At 58.5% G+C, this 20664-nt stretch carries 14 protein-coding genes and 2 tRNA genes; 4 read left to right on the top strand and 12 right to left on the bottom strand.

Annotated features, from left to right (window positions below; genetic code table 11):
* Nucleotides 1-169 precede the first annotated feature (169 nt).
* The gene (locus tag FW800_RS03500) at nucleotides 170-661 is read right to left on the bottom strand and encodes a hypothetical protein (protein WP_446436974.1); all 492 of its coding nucleotides are present in this window, start codon (nucleotides 659-661) and stop codon (nucleotides 170-172) included.
* Nucleotides 658-1572, bottom strand: coding sequence for an NAD synthetase (locus FW800_RS03495; RefSeq protein ID WP_446436973.1), 915 nt, complete (start codon nucleotides 1570-1572; stop codon nucleotides 658-660). Before FW800_RS03495 ends, FW800_RS03500 begins: the two co-directional genes overlap by 4 nt.
* Before the next feature lie 187 nt (nucleotides 1573-1759).
* On the opposite strand from FW800_RS03495, the gene FW800_RS03490 reads away from it, so the two are divergent.
* A complete protein-coding gene (locus FW800_RS03490) occupies nucleotides 1760-2248 on the top strand; it encodes an Hcp family type VI secretion system effector (RefSeq protein WP_446436972.1) in 489 nt (162 codons plus the stop codon).
* Nucleotides 2249-2303: 55 nt separating this feature from the next.
* Here FW800_RS03490 and FW800_RS03485 read toward each other — a convergent pair whose 3' ends face one another.
* From FW800_RS03485 to FW800_RS03475, 3 genes are all read right to left on the bottom strand, one after another.
* On the bottom strand, nucleotides 2304-2753 hold the full coding sequence (locus tag FW800_RS03485; protein ID WP_122732389.1) for a hypothetical protein: 450 nt from the start codon (nucleotides 2751-2753) through the stop codon (nucleotides 2304-2306).
* On the bottom strand, nucleotides 2750-3682 hold the full coding sequence (locus FW800_RS03480; protein ID WP_446436971.1) for an NAD synthetase: 933 nt from the start codon (nucleotides 3680-3682) through the stop codon (nucleotides 2750-2752). The genes FW800_RS03485 and FW800_RS03480 overlap by 4 nt, the downstream gene beginning before the upstream one ends.
* 203 nt (nucleotides 3683-3885) lie before the next feature.
* A complete protein-coding gene (locus FW800_RS03475) occupies nucleotides 3886-6189 on the bottom strand; it encodes a YgiQ family radical SAM protein (protein WP_005784258.1) in 2304 nt (767 codons plus the stop codon).
* A gap of 314 nt (nucleotides 6190-6503) precedes the next feature.
* Between FW800_RS03475 and FW800_RS03470 the strand changes: the two genes are divergently transcribed.
* Nucleotides 6504-12806, top strand: a complete 6303-nt coding sequence (locus FW800_RS03470) for an NEL-type E3 ubiquitin ligase domain-containing protein (RefSeq protein WP_446436970.1) — start codon at nucleotides 6504-6506, stop codon at nucleotides 12804-12806.
* Nucleotides 12807-12818: 12 nt separating this feature from the next.
* Here the strand turns inward: FW800_RS03470 and dnaB are convergent, their stop codons facing one another.
* The 7 genes from dnaB to rnr form a co-directional block, all read right to left on the bottom strand.
* Entirely contained in the window at nucleotides 12819-14216 is a 1398-nt protein-coding gene (gene dnaB / locus FW800_RS03465; protein ID WP_003188079.1) for a replicative DNA helicase, read from the bottom strand.
* 111 nt (nucleotides 14217-14327) lie between these two features.
* Entirely contained in the window at nucleotides 14328-14774 is a 447-nt protein-coding gene (rplI, locus tag FW800_RS03460) for a 50S ribosomal protein L9 (RefSeq protein ID WP_003171376.1), read from the bottom strand.
* Nucleotides 14775-14792: 18 nt separating this feature from the next.
* Nucleotides 14793-15686: a hypothetical protein gene (locus FW800_RS03455; protein ID WP_005784252.1), complete on the bottom strand. Its 894-nt coding sequence runs from the start codon at nucleotides 15684-15686 to the stop codon at nucleotides 14793-14795.
* Between the two features lie 36 nt (nucleotides 15687-15722).
* A complete protein-coding gene (gene rpsR, locus FW800_RS03450) occupies nucleotides 15723-15953 on the bottom strand; it encodes a 30S ribosomal protein S18 (RefSeq protein WP_002551829.1) in 231 nt (76 codons plus the stop codon).
* A 29-nt stretch (nucleotides 15954-15982) separates the two neighbouring features.
* Nucleotides 15983-16399 (bottom strand): 30S ribosomal protein S6, encoded by a 417-nt coding sequence (gene rpsF, locus FW800_RS03445; protein ID WP_005784250.1) that lies wholly within the window; start codon nucleotides 16397-16399, stop codon nucleotides 15983-15985.
* A 311-nt stretch (nucleotides 16400-16710) separates the two neighbouring features.
* Entirely contained in the window at nucleotides 16711-17466 is a 756-nt protein-coding gene (gene rlmB, locus FW800_RS03440; protein WP_024073089.1) for a 23S rRNA (guanosine(2251)-2'-O)-methyltransferase RlmB, read from the bottom strand.
* A complete protein-coding gene (gene rnr, locus FW800_RS03435) occupies nucleotides 17463-20093 on the bottom strand; it encodes a ribonuclease R (RefSeq protein WP_446436969.1) in 2631 nt (876 codons plus the stop codon). The genes rlmB and rnr overlap by 4 nt, the downstream gene beginning before the upstream one ends.
* Before the next feature lie 225 nt (nucleotides 20094-20318).
* Here rnr and FW800_RS03430 point away from each other — a divergent pair.
* Together FW800_RS03430 and FW800_RS03425 are read left to right on the top strand one after the other, a co-directional pair.
* Nucleotides 20319-20405: transfer RNA gene (locus FW800_RS03430), tRNA-Leu, on the top strand.
* Between the two features lie 154 nt (nucleotides 20406-20559).
* A tRNA-Leu gene (locus FW800_RS03425) sits at nucleotides 20560-20646 on the top strand.
* Nucleotides 20647-20664 lie beyond the last annotated feature (18 nt).

Here is a 20664-nt window from a genome sequence, read left to right as displayed (position 1 = left end):
CAACGCGCGCAAGACTTATGCCACAGCAGCAGTCATTGCACTAAAACGTCAGACCCGGTGCAGTACAGCACCAAAACAGCGCCGTGCCTGCGGTTATGGTGCAAGGGTTGCACAAATATGTGGCGGGTGTGGGTCGAGGGGTAGCGATTGGGGCCGGCGAGGTGGGGAATCACCTCGGTTTTTTTATTCTGATGATGGCGCGTTCGTGTTTACGTCGTTTTTCGATGGCCGCCCGAACTTTAGCGCGCATGTGGCGAAGTTCTACGTAGGCGGCACGCATTTCCCGATGGCGTTTGCTGCGAAGCAGTAGCAGGCCGAGGATCGGCCAGAAGAAGCACTCAGCGTAAAGGAAGTTCGGCGAAAAATGATAACCTGGCACAGCAACCAACAGGCAGGCAATAAAAAGGGCATACATGCCCTGCGCCCATTGCGGGCGTCCGGAGGCGATCATGACATTGCAGAAGGTGATAAAGAGGGCCAATGCGACGCCGGCTTTTACAGCAGTAACACTCGATAACGATGGCAAATAATAGTTTTCTACCAATACGACAACATTAGCAGTGCTGAAGATGCCCGAAAAAATCACGCCAATAAACACGGGAAAATTGCGGATCAAAAAAGGCCGAATAGGGACAAGATACCTTCTTCCTAAAAGTCTCATTCTGCGATCTCCTCATACAGCCCTACCGCGATGATCCGGATGTTCCCGCTCCTCACACTGCCAGCAATGCCTGATACGGCGCCAAGAGCATCAAGCATCTGTAAGAAGGTGCCACGCCTTACTTCGGCCGAGCTGTAGCGCTTTGGCATCTCTGCGGCCATTTGTTTGAGCTTGATCATTTTTCGGGTCATTTCCGGGTGGTTGATACTCAGCAGCTCTCTGGTGAGCTTTACTCGCTCCTGTCGATTCAGCCCTTTGAGTACCTGGTGCGTACTTTTCCCCGTTGCTTTTTTGAACATGTCGACGAGTCGAATCGTCGACATGGCTGCGTTACCCGCCCCTAACAACGAGGCCGCATCCAATCCGACCATAACGGCCTGATACCACCGGTCGCTATCCAGAGCGTCGTTAAGGGCAGGGTCATTCATTTCATTTTTAGTTCGACCTGCGCCAATCCAGCATTGAACAGTGCTGGCTGACGCGCCCACAACGCTAATCGCGGCCGCTACACCAGAGCCGCCAAAAGTAAATGGCGTCAGCGCAAATCCCCCCGCAATCACCATCCAACTAATCACCGCCGAAGTACACGCCAGCCCCGCATTCACCGCCTCGAACGCCACCTGCGACTCACGCGGCTCATTCGCCAACCGCCGAGCAAACTCCACCCGCCCAACATAATTGGGTGCCTCACGCAAAATCACCTTCTTCGGCACGATGCTGCAAATCGGCTGAAACTCGCGCAACACCATCGCCCGTAGCTGAGCGTCGAGGTACACCACGCCGGCGCCGACAATGGCGGGGTCGGCATCAATAGCCGCAAACAACTTGCGCAGATCAATACTGCTTTCAACCCACTGCCGCGTGGTCAAATGGGCACTGGGGAAACCGTCTTTCAACACGCTTGAAGTCATCCCTTTACTCCGGCTTTTCACAAGAGTGCAGAGGTTAAAGACTGGGTATCCCTTAAAAATGTCAGAAACTTCAGTTTATTCGGACAGGCACTTCCTGATCATGACGTAGCACCTTGTAGGCCAAATCTCGGATGAGGAAAAGTACGCCCGCGCCACTACCGGCGCACACCCAAAACAGGGAGCGTTCATGGCAACTGACATGTTTTTAAAGCTGGGGGACATCAAAGGAGAGTCCAAGGACCAGGCGCATCGCGATGAAATCGAGATCAGCAAATGGGGCTGGGGCATGTCCCAGACAGGCTCCATGCACACCGGCAGTGGCGGCGGCGCGGGCAAGGTCAATATTGAAAACCTGACCATTTCCAAGACCCTGGACAAGTCCTCACCCAACCTGATGATGGCCTGCTCCACCGGCAAGCATTATCCCGAAGCCAGGCTCGTAGTGCGCAAGGCCGGAGGCAGCAGTGCCGTGGAGTATCTGGTGATCATCATGAAGGAAGTCATGGTGACGTCCTACCAAACCGACGCGGTCACAAGCAGCGACTTACTGACCGAGGTGATAGGCCTGAACTCCGCCACCATCGAAGTCAGCTACCAGCCGCAGAAAGCCGATGGTGGCAAGGATGGAGGCGCGGTGAAATACGGCTGGAATATTCGTCAAAACGTCAAAATCTGACGCGCCCCTCATGGCTGCCTCGCGAGAAATAAATCGCCGCTGCCAGGGCGCCCCGTCAGCGTGCTTTACGCTGTGCAACGACAGCCCGACGCAGGTGACGTATTTCGAGTAATCGCTGGCGCATTTCACGATGGCGCTTACTGTTGAGCAGCAACAAACCCAGCAGCGGGAACAGCACCGCCGAGCCGTACACTAGGGTATTGAGGCCGTATTGAATCATCGGCAACACGAACAGCAGGCAGCACACCAGGTAGCCCGCCACCAGCCGGGTCGCCCAGGGGAACCCGCGTGCAATCATCACATTGCCAAACACCAGCACCGCTACCAGCACCAGGATTGCGGCCCCGGAGTAGTTGGCCTTGAGCGCCGGCTCAACACCGCGCAAATAGGTCACGCCCGCCGTGGAGACAGCCACCGAACCGGAAAAGATCGCCATGAAGATGGTGCCCATGAACACCGGGAAATAACGCGCAAGGAAACTGCGCCTATCGGGAAACTCCTTCATTCCGTCAGCTCCTCATACAGGCCAATAGCAAGCGTCGACGCCGAGCCGACGTGACCGGTTCGGTAGCTGCCCCAGATACCCAACATGCCGCCCAAGGCGTCCTTGAGCTGGGTGAGCGTGGCATGACGAATTTCCGTGGAGCTGTAGCGCTTGGGCAACGTGCCGGCGCGCTGCTGCAACTTGAGCAACTTGGGAGTCAGGCTCGGGTCTTTGAGGCTGAGCAATTCCTGGGTCAACTTCTTGCGCTCCTGGCGATTCAAGCCCTTGAGCAGCTCATACCAACTCTTGCCCAAGGCAGCGGCCTTTTTGGCCTTGAGCAACCTTAATGTGGTGAAGGCTCCCGTTCCGATACCGACCAACGATGCGGCATCGAGAATCGGTGACACCGCGCCGTACCACTGGGCGTCGTCCATGCGGTCGTTGGCCTGCGGGTCAAGGATCTCGTTATAGGTACGGGCCACGCCAAATCCGCACTGAGCACTGCTGGCCAGCGCGGCCGTGACGCCAATACCCACCACAAAAGCACTGGCACCGGCGGTGAAGGGTACGGCGACGCTGCCACTGAACACCACGATCCAGCCGATCACCGCCGCCCCACAGGAAAGCCCCATATCAAAGGCCTCCTTCTGGAGGCGCCCTTCACGGGGGTCGGTCTTCACCTGCTCGACAAACTGCGCCGGCGAGATGTACTTCTGCGCTTCACGCAAAATGATGCGCTTGGGCTTGATGCTGCAAATGGGCTTGAATTCGCGCAGGGTAATGACGTTGAAGTCGGCGTCGATGTATACGACGCCTGCGCCAACGATACCTGGATCGGCGTCGATAGCCGCAAACAGGCGCGGCAGGTTGATCTGGCTTTCAATGCGCTGGCGCGCCATGAACTGGGAGCGGTTGGAGTCCATGCCGATGTTGAGCAAGGGGTTGCCCATAAGTGTTCTTCCTTGAAATTGATAGTGCCCAGACCGGCCTCATCGCAGGCAAGCCAGCTCCCACAGGGGAATGCATTCCAAGTGTGGGAGCTGGCTTGCCTGCGATAGCAATCTAATGGACGCCACCTTACCAAACAGGCTCACCCTCGACCAGAAAGCAAAACGCCAGCACGAGGCTGGCGTTCTGCATATTCAAGCGATGATCAACGCGGCACTACCGGCTTGCGCGCAGGCTTGCCGCCCTTGCCCTTGGCCGCATCGGCACGCTCTTTGGCGGCCTGCTTGTTACGCGCCTGAGCAGCCGCCTTGGCTTGCTCACGCTTGTCCCACGGGTTGCTGCCGTCGCTGCCACGGGGCGGCAGGCCGGTGTGCTGGGTAAGGATCCTGGTGGTGGTTTCCTTGGCGACCTTGTGGCTGCCGGCCGGCGTCGAGTTCTTGCGACGGGCGCTCTGGTAGCTGTCGGTGGCCGGCTGGTGCAGCGGGATCAACTGGTCTTTACCCGGCCCGATCAGATCGGCGCGGCCCATGCGCGTCAGCGCTTCACGCAGCATTGGCCAGCCTTTCGGGTCGTGATAACGCAGGAACGCCTTGTGCAGACGGCGCTGCTCTTCGCTCTTGACGATGGTCACCGCGTCGCTCTTGTAGGTGACCTTGCGCAGCGGGTTCTTGCCCGAGTGGTACATCGCGGTGGCGGTGGCCATCGGCGACGGGTAGAACGCCTGCACCTGATCGGCACGGAAGCCGTTGCCCTTGAGCCACAGGGCCAGGTTCATCATGTCTTCATCGGTGGTACCCGGGTGGGCGGCGATGAAGTACGGGATCAGGTACTGCTCCTTGCCCGCTTCCTTGGTGTACTTCTCGAACATGCGCTTGAACTTGTCATAGCTGCCGATGCCCGGTTTCATCATCTGGTTGAGCGGGCCTTCCTCGGTGTGTTCCGGGGCGATCTTCAGGTAGCCACCCACGTGATGGGTCACCAGCTCTTTCACGTACTCAGGCGACTCGACGGCCAGGTCGTAGCGCAGGCCGGAAGCAATCAAAATCTTCTTCACACCCGGCAATGCACGGGCGCTGCGGTACAGCTGGATCAAGGAGGAGTGGTCGGTATTCAGGTTCGGGCAAATGCCGGGGAACACGCACGACGGCTTGCGGCACGCGGATTCGATTTCCGGGCTCTTGCAGGCAATGCGGTACATGTTCGCGGTAGGCCCGCCGAGATCGGAGATCACCCCGGTGAAGCCCGGCACCTTGTCACGGATCTCTTCGATTTCGCGAATGATCGACTCTTCGGAACGGTTCTGGATGATGCGGCCTTCGTGCTCGGTGATCGAGCAGAAGGTGCAGCCGCCGAAGCAGCCACGCATGATGTTTACCGAGAAGCGGATCATGTCGTAGGCCGGGATTTTCTCGTTGCCATACGCAGGGTGCGGCACGCGGGCATAAGGCATACCGAACACGTAGTCCATTTCTTCGGTGGTCATCGGGATGGGCGGCGGGTTGAACCAAACGTCCACGTCACCATGCTTCTGCACCAGGGCGCGGGCGTTGCCTGGGTTGGTTTCCAGGTGCAGCACGCGGTTGGCGTGGGCGTAGAGCACCGCGTCACCGCGGACTTTTTCCACCGACGGCAGGCGGATCACAGTCTTGTCGCGGGTCATGCGCGGGCTGGCCAGGATCTGCACGACCTTGGCTTCTTCCGGGTCATCCACCGGACCTTTCTCTTGCTCGATGGCGCAGGCCTGGGTGTCCTGGGTGTTCACATACGGGTTGATGATCTTGTCGACCTTGCCCGGGCGGTCGATACGCGTGGAGTCCACTTCGTACCAGCCCGCGGGTGTGTCACGGCGAATGAACGCGGTGCCGCGCACGTCGGTGATGTCTTCGATCTTGTGGCCCCACGACAGGCGCTGGGCGACTTCGACAATGGCGCGCTCGGCGTTGCCGTACAGCAGGATATCGGCGGTGGCGTCGATCAGGATCGAGTTGCGCACCCGGTCCTGCCAGTAGTCGTAGTGGGCGATGCGACGCAGGGAAGCTTCGATGCCGCCAAGCACGATCGGCACGTTCTTGTAGGCTTCCTTGCAGCGCTGGCTGTACACCAGGCTGGCGCGGTCCGGGCGTTTGCCGGCCATGCCGCCTGGGGTGTAGGCGTCGTCGGAGCGGATTTTCTTGTCGGCGGTGTAGCGGTTGATCATCGAGTCCATGTTGCCGGCCGCGACGCCGAAGAACAGGTTCGGCTCGCCGAGCTTCATGAAGTCGTCTTTGGACTGCCAGTTCGGCTGGGCGATGATCCCGACGCGAAAGCCCTGGGACTCCAGCAGCCGGCCGATGATCGCCATGCCGAACGATGGGTGATCCACATACGCATCACCGGTGACGATGATGATGTCGCAGGAATCCCAGCCAAGCTGATCCATCTCCTCCCTGCTCATCGGCAGGAATGGCGCAGGACCGAAACATTCGGCCCAGTACTTGGGATAGTCAAATAACGGCTTGGCTGTTTGCATGACGGTGACCGGTGTTGAGATGAAAAATCGCGGGCGCGGAATATAGCACAAATTTTGACCAATTCCGACGGCAATGGTCGGCTTTTAGCCACACCGCGCCCGACGGTGCTTATAGCCCGGTTTTGCTGGGGGGGCGAGGCCCACATAGGCGCGCTGATCACGCGTCGTCATTGAGGGTGCAACTACCAGGCGTTTTCAGCGCACAGCTTTATGCACCTCTTCTTCTGGTACTGCCGGCCCTAATGTCGCTCAATCTTTCCAACAGAGCGCCTGCCACGCTGCTGTGCCAAGCGCTCTCTTCCCGAGCACACACCATGACCAACTCAGTCACCTTTGATGCAGAGCAACCTGCATTACTCACCAACGAAAGCTGGGCCGAACAACAGATCTTTCAACTGATACAGGAAAACGTAAACACCTTCATGGGCAAAATGGGCGTGGACGAGCAAAAAGAATACCTGCGCCTGAGCAAGGATCTGGTGGAGCGCGAACAAACCCTCGGCAACGCCCTCACAGACCTTTACAACGACTTGAGCCAGCAAATGGTCGACGCTCTGGACAGCGCGCTGAAGAGCAAAACCGGCACGGCCATCAACTCGCGTACCACTTACCTGAAGACGCGGATCCGGCAGTTGCCGGCCTCCCAGGATGACCTCCCCGCCAACGACCGCCTGGGCAACAACGTGCGCATCTACAAAGAGGACCTGGGCATACGTGAGTACGAACGCTCGATCACCTTGCTGGAGGCGGCGTATCGCAACTTCGGGTTTACTGCGTATTTCTCCACCGAAGAACAACGCGCCAGCTCTATCAGCGGCAACGTCATCAGCGTCAAAGCGTTCGTGGCCGTCGCAAGGAGCGTGGACATCGGCACGCGCATCAGCGACTACATCGAAAAAGAGTTCAAGAAGCGTCTGTCCAATCCGCTATTCGGCCTGCAAAGCACCAAGCTGCTGGTCGCATTGAGGGACGCGTACCGCACCAATGAGTCCTGGAGTATCAGCGAATGGGAATTCAATGAACTTAAAGACTGGCTGTTCGACACCAGCGTGTATTGGGACCTTTACCAACTGGACGCCGGCGGCGAAAAGATTGCCCTGCCGTTCTTTACTCGTCGCTTTGACACGCCCGACGGCTCTTGCGTCTACAGCTACTTCCCGGACCGCCCCAATGGCGCGTTACGCCGACATGCCTCCAGGCAAGAAGCCGTGGACTCGCTGCAGGACCAGATCCGCAACGACGTGGGGCTGGCACACTTCAGTTGGTTCATGAAGGCCATCTCCCTGAACAATCAGGAAAAGCTGCGAGCCTTTATCAAACCGCTGAAGGTCAACCGGGACGAGCTCGCCTGGCATGCCAAAATCCTGTATGACCTGTTCGCCAGCAAGACCCCAAACAGACAAAAACTGGCGGTGGAAAAAATCGGCACGGACATCCGTTGCCTCGCCCACACCTTGCCGATCCACCAGGCGTGGCCGATACAATCGGACCTTATCCGACTGGCCCGCACCAATAAACTCGCCGACCAGGAGGCCGCCGTTGCGTTGGCCACCTATCTGGTCAGCGAAACCTTGTCGATGCTGCTGATCCCCCTCCCCGGCGGTGTGACGGGCTTGGGCAAAATCATGTTGGTCGCAATGCTGGGCGCCCTCGTCTATCAGACCTGGTCTGCCATTGCGGCGCTGCGCCGAGGCCAGCAGGCCGAGCTGGTGCAAGCTGTCGGCGACATCCTTGACCTGCTGGTGGGGCTGCGCTTGCAGGGGGCGGCAGCCAAGTTGTCTGCACGCCGCACCCGTCAGTTGATGAACGCGCTGGGTAACCCCAACTATGCTCTTGGCACGAACGGCAAGCCTGGGTTGTGGTTCATCAACGACTACACACAAATCGACCCCAACTACCTGTCGGGAGTTGAACAAAACCCTCAAGGCCTGTTTGAAAAGGACAACCGAAGCTACATCAAGCTACAGGTCGACAACCAAACCAGATTCGCCCAGGTCACCCTCGAAAAAATCTCCGGGCGCTATCAACTGGACATGCACGGTTCTTCAAGCATTCAGCCCTACGTTACCTATTCAGCCAAGCATGACCGCTGGACACTCGACCCGATCGATACCCGTGCGCTGAACGAAGCCCAACTGTTGCAGCACATGATCTCGCCCAGCGAGCTGCCGCTGAGCCCGACAGCTTGTAAGCGCTCGCTGGATGTCGCGCGGGTGGATCGCCAGGATCTGCTGGATATCTGGTTCGATCGCCGGCGCGCGCCCGTCGCACTGACGCAGGCCATAGAGAATCAGCAACTGCGCGAAGGGCTCACCCAGTTACAAGCGGCGCTCAGGCAGAGCGATGGCCCGCTGCCGCCCATTGCCGATCAGGTCATGCCTGCGCTACTGGCCGACCTGGGCACCTGCACGATCAAACTGTATGCCCCTGACGGCAAAACCTTGCTGTCCAGCCACGCACCGGTGCTCGCGGGCAACACACAGCCCTTGGCCACAATCGAACTACGCCAGGACGGCCGCGATCGTTACCTGGCACTGGCATTTGGCTCGCCGGTGGGCTCGCTCATGCAACAGGTATTGCAGGAACATGAACGGCTCGTCCCCAATAGCAGGTTGGGTAAGACAGGCCACAGCAGTGAAGACCAACACCTGGCGAGCCGATTGCTTGAGCTGAGAAAAAAAATAGCGACACACCTTCAAGCACATCAAGCCGCTGTGTATGAGGCGTTACGCGACGGCCAACCGCGCGACCACCTGAATGCAAAAAATTCAGCAGCTCGGTTTGCACCCACGGCGCTGTCCGGCCAGCCCACCAGTGATGACCTGGCAATCGGCCTGTTGCGGCGTCGCTTTCCGGACCTTTCACGGGCAATGGCTGCAGACTTGCTGCGTCGTCATCCCTCATTACGCGACGTCGGCCTGTACTCCTTCCTGGAAGCTCCGGTACGCGAGGCCATTCACAAAAGTCTTCAACAAAGCATCATCACTGAGGCGCTCAACGCACTTTCGGACCCAAGCGGCCTCGGCCTCAACGCGCACAGTGAAGCCCTGTTCTGCAACCTGCTGACGCTCTTGCCAGGTTGGCCAAGCGATGTCGGCGTGCAGGTGTATCAAGGCTCTACCGATCAGACCGGGCGGACCATCCGCCGAGGATCCCTGCTGGACACCTATGGGAGCGAAGACGCAGACAGCTTCGTCATGTTGGTCAAGTCCGGCACTGAATATGCTGGCTACCGACCGGACAGTGGCGATCTGAAAACGGCGGCCGTCGGGGAAAACAGCTTACTCGGTGCCACCTTGCGCACTCTCACCGAAACCCAACGCAATGAGCTGGGCCTTGGTCGCCACGACACCGCCGTGCTGGCTCAGGACGTGCTTGAGCAAGCGCGCGTACAGCAGGCGCACCTGCCAGAATTCCTCACACAATCGCGGGAGTCGCCGCTATCGAACCAGAGCATCAGTGGTTTGCGGATACTCCACAAGCAGGTGCCGGACAATGCCGATGCAGACGGCGTCCATGCCCTGAGCGGGCGTCAATACGTGACGATCGACGGCGGCACCTATCAAGTCATGCTCGACCGCGATGCTTCCTCGGCGGCAGGCAAAGTCTGGCGCATCGTCAAACCTGGCGATCCCGTGGCGATGGACGCGGCTAACGTCTACAACAACAGTCGCCTCGGTGCAAGCCACGCCATCAGGCGCAACGCCGCCAATGTCTGGGTCAGCGCCATCGTCGGCGCACCGGGGGGCGTACGAGGCGAGAGACATGACTGGTCGTTCTTCCGGCAATTGGCCGACAGTGCCAGCGCAGCCTTAAATCAACTGCGCAGCCCGCAGCGTCGGGTACACAGCTTGTTCCCGTCATTTGACGAAGGACAGATCAACGCGTTTATCCAGTCTCTTGGCAATGACATTGCTGGCGGGCTGGATAGACGAGAAGCCGAGTACAGAAACCTCAGCAGGGAGTTGAAGGCATGGCGACATGCAAACGCTTCCGAATCTACAAGCTGGGCCAAGCTTGCTACCGATGAGATCAAGCGCTGCTGGCGTCGTGAGACCGGGACATCATTCACAATGCCGTCAGGCACCTCCGCGCTTCCCGGGTTGAAAGCCGACTTCAGCCATGTGCGGGAGTTGGATCTTGTGTCGATTAACTGGTCGGATGCGACGGATACGTTCATGGGCAATTTCTCCAACCTGGAGCGACTGAGCATCACACACTCCAAGCTCGACAAACTCCCCACCGCGATCGGCAACATGAGTCAATTGACCACGCTGAACTTGAGTTCGAACCAGATCAGGCTGGATGTACCCAGTGCTGAAAAATTGGCCGGCCTTACCCAGCTTGAACATATCGATCTATCGGAAAACCCGCTGGGGATAACGCCCGACTTCAGCGGTATGTCGAAACTGCAAACACTGGACCTCAGCAGTACAAAGATCGATCAGTGGCCCACCGGCCTACTGAGTCAGACCAACCTGAAAAGCCTCAACTTGCTCAATAACAAACTGCGTGCAGTTCCCGAAACCTACCTGAAACCGCCGGCCGACCAGCTGGAAACCATCGTCCGGATCAATAACGTCACCCAGCTACAAGGCAATGACTTTCCCTCTCAATACTGGAGAAAATTCGAAAGCTACTGGCGCAATCTGCATGAAAACCATCCGGACCTGATCAAAGACGCAATTGACAGCGCGTTTGACTCGGGTAACCCCAGGATAGAAAGGTATCAGCGGCTATATCCGGGCAAGACCCTCAAGCAGGCTAGGGAGTTTCTTTGGAGCTTGCCCAAAGGAACAGTGGCGGCAGAGTTGGACAGACTCGAACTTGAGTTCCATAAGCTCCAAACCCAACTGGACGCCTGGGCGTTTTCAGGCGGTGTTCGCCGCCAGGGTTATGTTCGCTCTGGCCAACTCGCAACCAATGCAGTGACTTGGGACGATCGTAACATCGCCCTGGAACGCATTTTGAGTTGCTGGAGACAGGAAACACCGCAGATGCTGGCCAAGGACGGCACACCGATTGGCCTGGAACTCGATCTCAGTGGCCTGAGGCTGCCGAGTCTGCCGGACCTGGACGTGGACTTCAGCCACGTAGGCTCACTCAAACTGAACAACATGTACCTAAGCGTTTCTCCAGAAAGCTTCCTGACACGATACCGACACGTACGCTGGCTCGACCTGGCAGATAATCAGCTCAGGGACCTTCCTCCAGCCTTGGGCGAAATGCATGGGCTCACCCGTTTATATCTGCAGAACAACCGGATTCGCCTGACCCCGGACACCGCCCGCATCCTGGCGGAACGCATCACGCTCAGAGGCCTCGTATTACAGGGAAACCAACAACTAGGCGTGACACCCGACTTCAGCCAGATGCCCGACATCCGCTCGATTGATCTGTCGGGTACAGGCATTGAGACATGGCCGACCGGCCTGGCAGAGCAACCGCTACTGGACACGATCGACCTGAGTGCCAATCAGATAACAGAGATTCCTGACTCCGTCATCGCGCCTACAGACGCGCTCCTGCCCCGTTCGGCACGGCTCAATAACTTGACCTCTGTTACCGGTAATCCGTTGTCCGATCAAACGTTGGCACGGGTCAGGCGTTACGCAGCCCGGTTGATCACAGCCGGACTCGCCGAAGTGGGGCAGCCAAACCGTTTAGTGGTCACATCCACGCTAAACAGACCGCCAGCACCCTTTAGAAATCGGGGCGACGAGTCGTTTCGACGCTTGACCAAGGGATTGGACTCAGCTCAGGTTTCGGCCAGGCGATCGCAATGGACTACGCTACGCGAACAGCAGGGGGCGGATCCCTTCTTCGACCTGCTCAAGCGTCTAGAGCAACTGGGTACGGGCCAGGAGGATCATCGGCGAAGAGTCTGGGAGTTGATCGACGCTATTACCGAAAACAGTTCGGAGTCCGAACAGTTGCGCAAAGAAATCTTCGATCGAGCCGGCGAACCTGCGTGCTGCGACCGAGCGGCCTTCTCGTTCGGCAACCTGGAAACCGCAGTCCTGGTATACAGGGCCCAAAGTCAGGCGATGGATCAGTCACAAGGCAAGCCGTTATCGGCATTGTCCAGAAGCCTGTTCCGATTGCATGAAGTGGACAAAATCGCCTCAGCCGACATCCTGCGCAGCGAAACGATTGTCAACGATCCGACGGTATCGGAAGAAGCGAAGCGCCCGCATCGCCTGCGCCTGGGCGAGGAGGTCGAGATCAGACTGGCTTATCGCTACGGCCTTAAAGACCGCCTCCAACTGCCTGGGCAGCCTCAGCGGACGGCATACACCCATATGGGTGGAGTCACACAGGGCATGCTAGACAGCGCCTATGAAAAAATAGTGGCACTGGATAATTCACCCGAGGAATTCCAGGCGCTGCTTTCCAGAGAGTTCTGGCAAGTCTATATAACCAACAAATACCAGGCGCAATTCGAAGCGCAGCGTCAGCCCTTTCAGGAACGACTTGAGGCACTACGCGATAGTCTTACCGCCGGTTTACTGTCGAAAGCGGCCTACAAGGAGCAAACCGATAGCCAGCAGGCCCTGCTTGCGATTGAAGAAGCCGAGCTGATCCAGACACTGACTCGACAAATCCTGGCCGAGTGACTCGGCCAACGGTTACTCGTCGTCGTCGAAGTTGTAACTGCCCGGCGCCAGGTTCTCGAAGCGCGTGTACTTACCGATGAACGCCAGGCGAATAAAGCCGATCGGGCCGTTACGCTGCTTGCCGATAATGATCTCGGCAATGCCTTTGTGTTCCGTTTCGGGGTGGTACACCTCGTCGCGGTACACGAACATGATCACGTCGGCGTCCTGCTCGATCGCTCCGGATTCACGCAAGTCGGAGTTCACCGGACGCTTGTTGGGGCGTTGTTCCAGGGAGCGGTTGAGCTGGGACAGCGCCACCACCGGGCAGTTGAATTCCTTGGCCAGGGCTTTGAGGGACCGGGAGATTTCGGAAATCTCGTTGGTACGGTTATCGCCGCTGGAACCGGGAATCTGCATCAACTGCAGGTAGTCGATCATGATCAGGGCGATATCGCCGTGTTCACGTACCAGGCGGCGGGTACGCGCACGCATCTCGGACGGGCTGATACCGGCCGTGTCGTCGATGAACAGCTTGCGGTCATTGAGCAGATTGACAGCCGAGGTCAAACGCGGCCAATCGTCGTCTTCCAACTGGCCGGAACGCACTTTGGTCTGGTCGATACGACCCAGGGACGAAAGCATACGCATGATCAGCGATTCGCCTGGCATTTCGAGGGAGTACACCAATACCGCCTTGTCGCTGCGCAGTACGGCGTTTTCCACCAGGTTCATCGCAAAGGTGGTCTTACCCATGGACGGACGGCCGGCGACGATGATCAGGTCGGACGGCTGCAGGCCGCTGGTCTTTTCGTCGAGGTCGGTGTAGCCGGTGGAAATACCGGTAATGGCCGCGTCGGTGTTGAACAAGGTATCGATACGGTCGATAGCCTTGGTCAGCAGGTCGTTGACGCTGACCGGGCCGCCGGTTTTGGGCCGCGCTTCGGCGATCTGGAAGATCTGGCGTTCGGCTTCATCAAGGATCTCGGCGGCGGTACGGCCTTCCGGGTTGAAGGCGCTGTCGGCGATTTCGGTGCTGATGCCGATCAACTGGCGCAGGGTGGCGCGCTCGCGGACGATCTGCGCATAGGCCTTGATGTTGGCGACGGACGGCGTGTTTTTCGCCAGTTCACCGAGGTAGCCCAGCCCGCCAACCTGGGAGGTCTGGCCTTCCTTGTCCAGCTGCTCGGCCAGGGTCACCACGTCGATCGGTGAGTTCTGGTCGGCCAGCTTGGCGATGGCGCGGAAGATCAGGCGGTGGTCATGGCGATAGAAGTCACCGTCCGAGACTTGATCCAGCACGCGTTCCCAGGCGTTGTTGTCCAGCATCAAGCCACCGAGCACGGCCTGTTCGGCCTCGATGGAATGCGGCGGCACCTTCAGGGCAGCGGTTTGCAGATCGTATTGCTCAGGAGCGGAGATTTCGTTCATGGCCACTTGGAATTTAAGGGTGTGTAGAAAAACAAAAGGCACGACCTGTAAACAGGATCGTGCCCGATGTTAACTGGCTGACACGCGAGGTGCCAGTCAGTTAGGTGCGACTTAAGCTGCTACCACGACAACGCGTACGGTGGCTTCAACTTCGGCGTGCAGGTGCACGGCTACGTCGAATTCGCCTACGTTGCGGATGGTGCCGTTCGGCAGACGAACTTCGCTCTTCTGCACTTCAACGCCGGAGGCGGTCAGTGCATCAGCGATGTCGTGGGTGCCGATCGAACCGAACAGCTTGCCTTCGTCACCGGCGGTGGCAGTGATAGTCACTTCCAGCTCAGCCAGTTGGGCAGCGCGAGTTTCGGCCGAAGCTTTTTTGTCTGCTGCGGCTTTTTCCAGCTCAGCACGACGCTCTTCAAACGCAGCCAGGTTGGCAGCGGTTGCAGCGGTGGCTTTGCCGTATGGCAGCAGGTAGTTACGACCGTAGCCGGCCTTAACGTTCACTTTGTCGCCCAGGTTGCCCAGGTTGGCGACTTTTTCCAGAAGGATCAGTTGCATGTGAAAATCCTCTAACTTTTAACCTTCACCGTTCGCGCTATCGGCATCTTTCGACGCCAGACGTCCGCGAAAATCAATCAGGCCGTCGACAATGGCCAGAACCACGAGTAACGGATAGATCAGCTGCATGAACAGCAACAGCGTGACGTACAACCCCACCAGCCAGAACCTGGCCAGGCGCTTTCGCGCAACCAGCCCGTGAATCAGGGCCAGCCCGGCAAACACCAGCGGTACGCTGCAAATCGGCGCCAGCAAGGCCATCTGTGGACCGAAGTTCGGTCCGACAACCATGCACGCCAGCAGCAACATCGCCGGCCCCGCAGGGATTCTGATACTGCGAAACTCGCGACCAAAACCACCCGGGTTGTACAACAACGCCTGCCAATAACGCCCAAGAATCAGGCTCAGCACGCTGACGACCTGCAACAATGCCGCAATCAGGCCGGTCAGGACCGGGGCAATCAGTGACGCAAACCGCGCTCGCTCATCTACCGACAACTGCTGGTAGAGATCCCCGAGAGCCAGTGGCAGGATCTTGACGATCTCCTGCGACAGCGCCTCGATTTGCGGGCGGAAAGCCGCGCCAAGCATCACTGAGTACACCAACCCCAATGCCACGCTGACCAGCAGCGTACGGACCCAGGACTCACTTGCGCGCAGAACCAACGCAAGGCTCGATGACCCCAGCAGTACCAGAAGTACCCGTGGATCACCCATTTGCAGCCACCAGATCAAGGCCGGCAACAAACCCAGGGCAAGAACGCCAAGGGCGTCCTTCAAACCGCGCCGCAGCAGCACAAGGCAACCTGCGGCAGCACCCAACCAATAAAGCAACGGCAATGCCGCACAGCCAGCCACTACCAGAGTGGCCTGCACGCGACCGCGCATGATGAACTCAGCTAAGGCGCGCATGCATTCAATCCCTTACTACTTGTCGACTGCCCGGTCTCAGCGGCCGTGGCTGTCGGTGTAGGCCAGCAGGGCCAGGAAGCGGGCGCGCTTGATAGCGGTGGCCAGCTGACGCTGATAACGTGCTTTGGTACCGGTGATACGGCTTGGAACGATTTTGCCGGTCTCGGATACGTAAGCTTTCAGAGTGTTGAGATCTTTGTAATCGATCTCTTTCACGTCTTCAGCGGTGAAGCGGCAGAATTTACGACGACGGAAGAAACGTGCCATTTGATAGGCTCCTTAATAAGGTCCGTGGATTACTCGTCAGCGTTATCGCTGTTGTCACTGTCATCAGCGCTATCATCAGCGCCTTCTTCAGGACGGTCGCGACGCTCACGGCGCTCACTGCGGTTTTCTTCAGCCTTGAGCATCTCGGATTGGCCGGTAACGGCTTCTTCGCGACGGATGACCAGGTTACGGATCACTGCATCGTTGTAGCGGAAGTTGTCTTCCAGCTCGGCCAGGGCCTTGCCAGTGCACTCAACGTTCAGCATCACGTAGTGAGCCTTGTGAACATTGTTGATTGCGTAGGCCAGTTGACGACGGCCCCAATCTTCCAGACGGTGGATTTTGCCGCCGTCTTCTTCGATCAGCTTGGTGTAACGCTCAACCATGCCGCCGACTTGCTCGCTTTGATCCGGGTGGACCAAAAAGATGATTTCGTAATGACGCATGAATGCTCCTTACGGGTTGTAGCCTGCCGCTCAAAAACGGTCAGACAAGGAGTGAATGACACTTATGGATCTTGCCGTAGGGGAGGCACATCGGTGCCTGCCAGGAAGGCAAGGGGCGCAATTGTAGAGAAGGGGGAGAAGCGGCGCAAGGTGATTGGTGATTATTTGAACAACTTTCCAAACACCACAAAATTAAATGTGGGAGGGGGCTTGCTCCCGATTGCGGGAGTTCAGTCACATCATCTGTAACTGACCCGCCGCTATCGGGAGCAAGCCCCCTCCCACATTTTGGTTCTGTGCCAGGCTCGGGATTACTTCTTGGCTTTGACCTTGGCACCACGCTGACGCTGGGCTTCAAACAGGCACACGCCCGTCGCCACCGATACGTTCAGGCTGCTGACGCTACCGGCCATCGGCAAGTGCACCAGGTAATCACAATGCTCACGGGTCAAACGACGCATGCCTTTGCCTTCGGCGCCCATGATCAGGATGGTCGGGCCGGTCAAGTCCTGGTCATAAATGCTGACCTCGGCCTCGCCTGCCGTACCCACGACCCACAGGCCGCGCTGCTGGAGTTTCTCCAGGGTGCGCGCCAGGTTGGTCACGGCCACCAGCGGAATCACTTCTGCCGCGCCGCAAGCCACTTTACGCACCACCGGGGTCAGGGTTGCAGACTTGTCTTTAGGCACGATTACCGCCAGCGCACCGGCAGCATCTGCCGAACGCAGGCAGGCGCCGAGGTTGTGCGGGTCGGTCACCCCGTCCAGCACCAGCAGGAGCGGCGCACCTTCGGTACGGTCGAGCAGCTCGTCGAGCATGGCCTCGCCCCATACCTGGCTTGGGCTGACATCTGCAACCACGCCCTGGTGAACACCTTCAACCCACACGTCCATTTCACGACGCTCGGCCTGGCCGATGGCAACCTTGTTTTGGTTAGCCAGTTCAACCAGCGCCTGTACGCGCGGCTCACTGCGGCCTTCGGCCAACCAAACCTGCTTGACCCGCTTGGGGTGATGACGCAGCAGTGCTTCTACGGCGTGCACGCCGTAGATTTTTTCCAGACTCATGACTTGGCCTTAGGTTTGCGCGACCCGCCGTTTTTCGCGGGGGCTGAGCCCGCTTTGGGCGGGCCTTTACGATGTTTACTTGGCTTGCTCGACGGTTTTTCCGCCCCTTGGGACTTTCCCCCAGACGCCGCTTTACCACCACTTTTGGCTTCGTTGAGCAGCTGCTGCTTCAACTCGCGGCTCTTGCGCAGCTCGGCGTTTTTCGCCGCAGCATCGCTTGGGCGGTAGGCTTCAGGAGCCTTGTCCTTGGCGGAAGAGCGACGCCCCGACTTGGCAGGTGCAGGCTCGGCAGCCGTCTTCGCGCCAGTGGCCTTGCCTTTGGAAGCCGGCGCTGCGGTTTCGCTGCCACGCTTTTTGCGGCCAGCCGGCTCAGCGGGCTTGTCAGGCATACCGAAGTCGATCTTGCGTTCGTCCAGATCGACGCGCATGACCTGCACTTCGACGGTATCGCCCAAGCGGAAGCTGCGACCGGTGCGCTCGCCCGCCAGACGGTGGTGCACAGGATCGAAGTGGTAGTAGTCACCCGGCAAGGCGGTGACATGCACCAGGCCCTCGACGTAGATGTCGGTCAGTTCCACGAACAGACCAAAGCCAGTCACAGCAGTGATCACGCCCGGGAACGATTCGCCCACGCGATCCTTCATGAACTCGCACTTGAGCCAGTTCACTACGTCGCGGGTGGCTTCGTCGGCGCGGCGCTCACTCATGGAGCACTGCTCGCCCAACTGTTCCAGGGCCGCCTCGTCGTACGGATAGATCCGCGCCTTCGGAATGGTCATGGCACCGGCGCGCTTGACGTGCGGGGTGTTCTGCTTGGAGTGGATCACGCTGCGGATCGCCCGGTGCGTGAGCAAATCCGGGTAACGACGGATCGGCGACGTGAAGTGGGTGTACGCCTCGTAGTTGAGGCCAAAGTGGCCCTGGTTATCGGCGCTGTACACCGCCTGGCTCAGCGAACGCAGCATCACGGTCTGAATCACGTGGTAATCCGGACGATCCTTGATGCTGGCCAGCAGAGCCTGGTAATCCTTGGGCGTCGGGCCGTCCTTGCCTTTATGCAGGGACAGGCCAAGCTCACCAAGGAAGGCGCGCAGTTTTTCCAGACGTTCCGGCGGCGGGCCGTCGTGGACGCGGTAAAGCGCAGGAATTTCGTGCTTCTTCAGGAACTCGGCAGTGGCCACGTTGGCCGCCAGCATGCATTCCTCAATCAACTTGTGCGCGTCGTTACGGGTGGTCGGGGTGATAGCGGCGATCTTGCGCTCGGAACCGAAAACAATCCGGGTTTCCTGGGTTTCAAAATCGATCGCGCCACGGGTATGACGGGCGCCCAGCAAGACCTTGTACAGCGCGTACAACTGCTTGAGGTGCGGGACCACGCCAGCGTACTCGGTACGCAGGGCCTTGGCTTCGCTGGTCTTGGGTGTTTCCAGAATGGTGCTGACCTTGTTGTAGGTCAGACGCGCCTGGGAGTGAATCACCGCTTCGTAGAACTGGTAGTCGGTCATTTCGCCGGTTTTGGAGATGGTCATCTCGCACACCATGGCCAAACGGTCGACTTTCGGGTTCAGGGAGCACAGGCCGTTGGACAGCTGCTCAGGCAGCATCGGGATCACGCGCTCAGGGAAGTACACGGAGTTGCCGCGCACCTGGGCTTCGTTATCCAGGGCCGAACCGATCTTCACGTAGCTGGACACGTCGGCAATCGCGACGTACAGCTTCCAGCCGCCGGAGAACAGGCGCAGCTTGCCAGGCTTGGCTTCGCAGTAGACCGCATCGTCGAAGTCACGGGCATCTTCGCCGTCAATGGTGACGAACGGCAGATGACGCAGGTCGATGCGTTTTTCTTTGTCTTTCTCTTCGACTTCCGGCTTGAGCTTGGCGGCTTCCTTGAGCACGGCATCAGGCCAGACGTGAGGAATATCGTAGGTGCGCAGCGCAACGTCGATTTCCATGCCGGGCGCCATGTAGTTGCCGACCACTTCAACGATATCGCCCTGGGGCTGGAAGCGCGCCGTTGGCCAATGGGTGATTTTCACCTCGACGAACTGGCCGACCTTGGCGGCACCGTTGCGGCCGGGGGTGATCAGCACTTCCTGCTGCACCTTCGGGTTATCCGGAACCACAAAGCCGATGCCGCCTTCTTCGAAGTAACGGCCGACGATGGACTCGTGGGCACGGGACACCACTTCGACGATCACGCCTTCGCGACGACCGCGACGGTCCAGGCCGGAAACCCGCGCCAGGGCGCGATCGCCATCGAACACCAGGCGCATTTGCGCCGGGCTCATGAACAGATCGTCACTGCCGTCATCCGGGATCAGGAAGCCGAAACCGTCACGATGGCCGGCAATGCGGCCCAGGATCAGGTCGAGCTTGTCTACCGGCGCGTAAGTACCACGACGGGTGTAGATCAATTGAGCATCGCGCTCCATCGCACGCAGACGGCGGCGCAGGGCTTCGAGCTGGTCTTCGGTGGTCAGACCGAATTCTTCGACCAACTGCTCGCGGCTAGCAGGCGAACCACGATCGGCGAGGTGCGCCAGGATCAGTTCGCGGCTAGGAATAGGGTTTTCATATTTTTCCGCTTCACGAGCGGCCTCGGGATCGAGGGACTGCCAATCGGCCATTAGAGAGTTTTCACCTTGTCTATATGTGGGTTAGTTTGGCATACGCGTCTTGAAACGGGAAATTTCAGGTATCAACAAGCGTTTAAAAGACCTTTACGCCCCCCGCCGCGCACCTTGCACGACCACTGACGAAATTTTCCAGGGTTTTTTCATGGCAGGGGTTTACAGCTCAAATATCGCTCCGTATAGTGCGCGCCATCGACGACGGCAACGTTGTCAGATAATGCCCAGGTGGTGAAATTGGTAGACACGCCAGCTTCAGGTGCTGGTGATCGCAAGGTCGTGGAAGTTCGAGTCTTCTCCTGGGCACCAAATTCAGATCAAACCCGCGAAAGCGGGTTTTTTCGTTTCAGACCTTTGATTTTTAACGGAAAAATTGATTTATATTTTTCGAATCAGGGGTTTACAGATCAAAAAGCCCGCCGTATAGTTCGCCCCATCAACAGCGGCAACGTTGTTAGATAATGCCCAGGTGGTGAAATTGGTAGACACGCCAGCTTCAGGTGCTGGTGATCGCAAGGTCGTGGAAGTTCGAGTCTTCTCCTGGGCACCAAATTCAGATCAAACCCGC

The organism is Pseudomonas sp. 910_23, assembly GCF_052850795.1.
The sequence above is the reverse complement of the archived record's forward strand: the minus strand, read 5'-3'. Positions and strand labels throughout refer to the sequence as shown.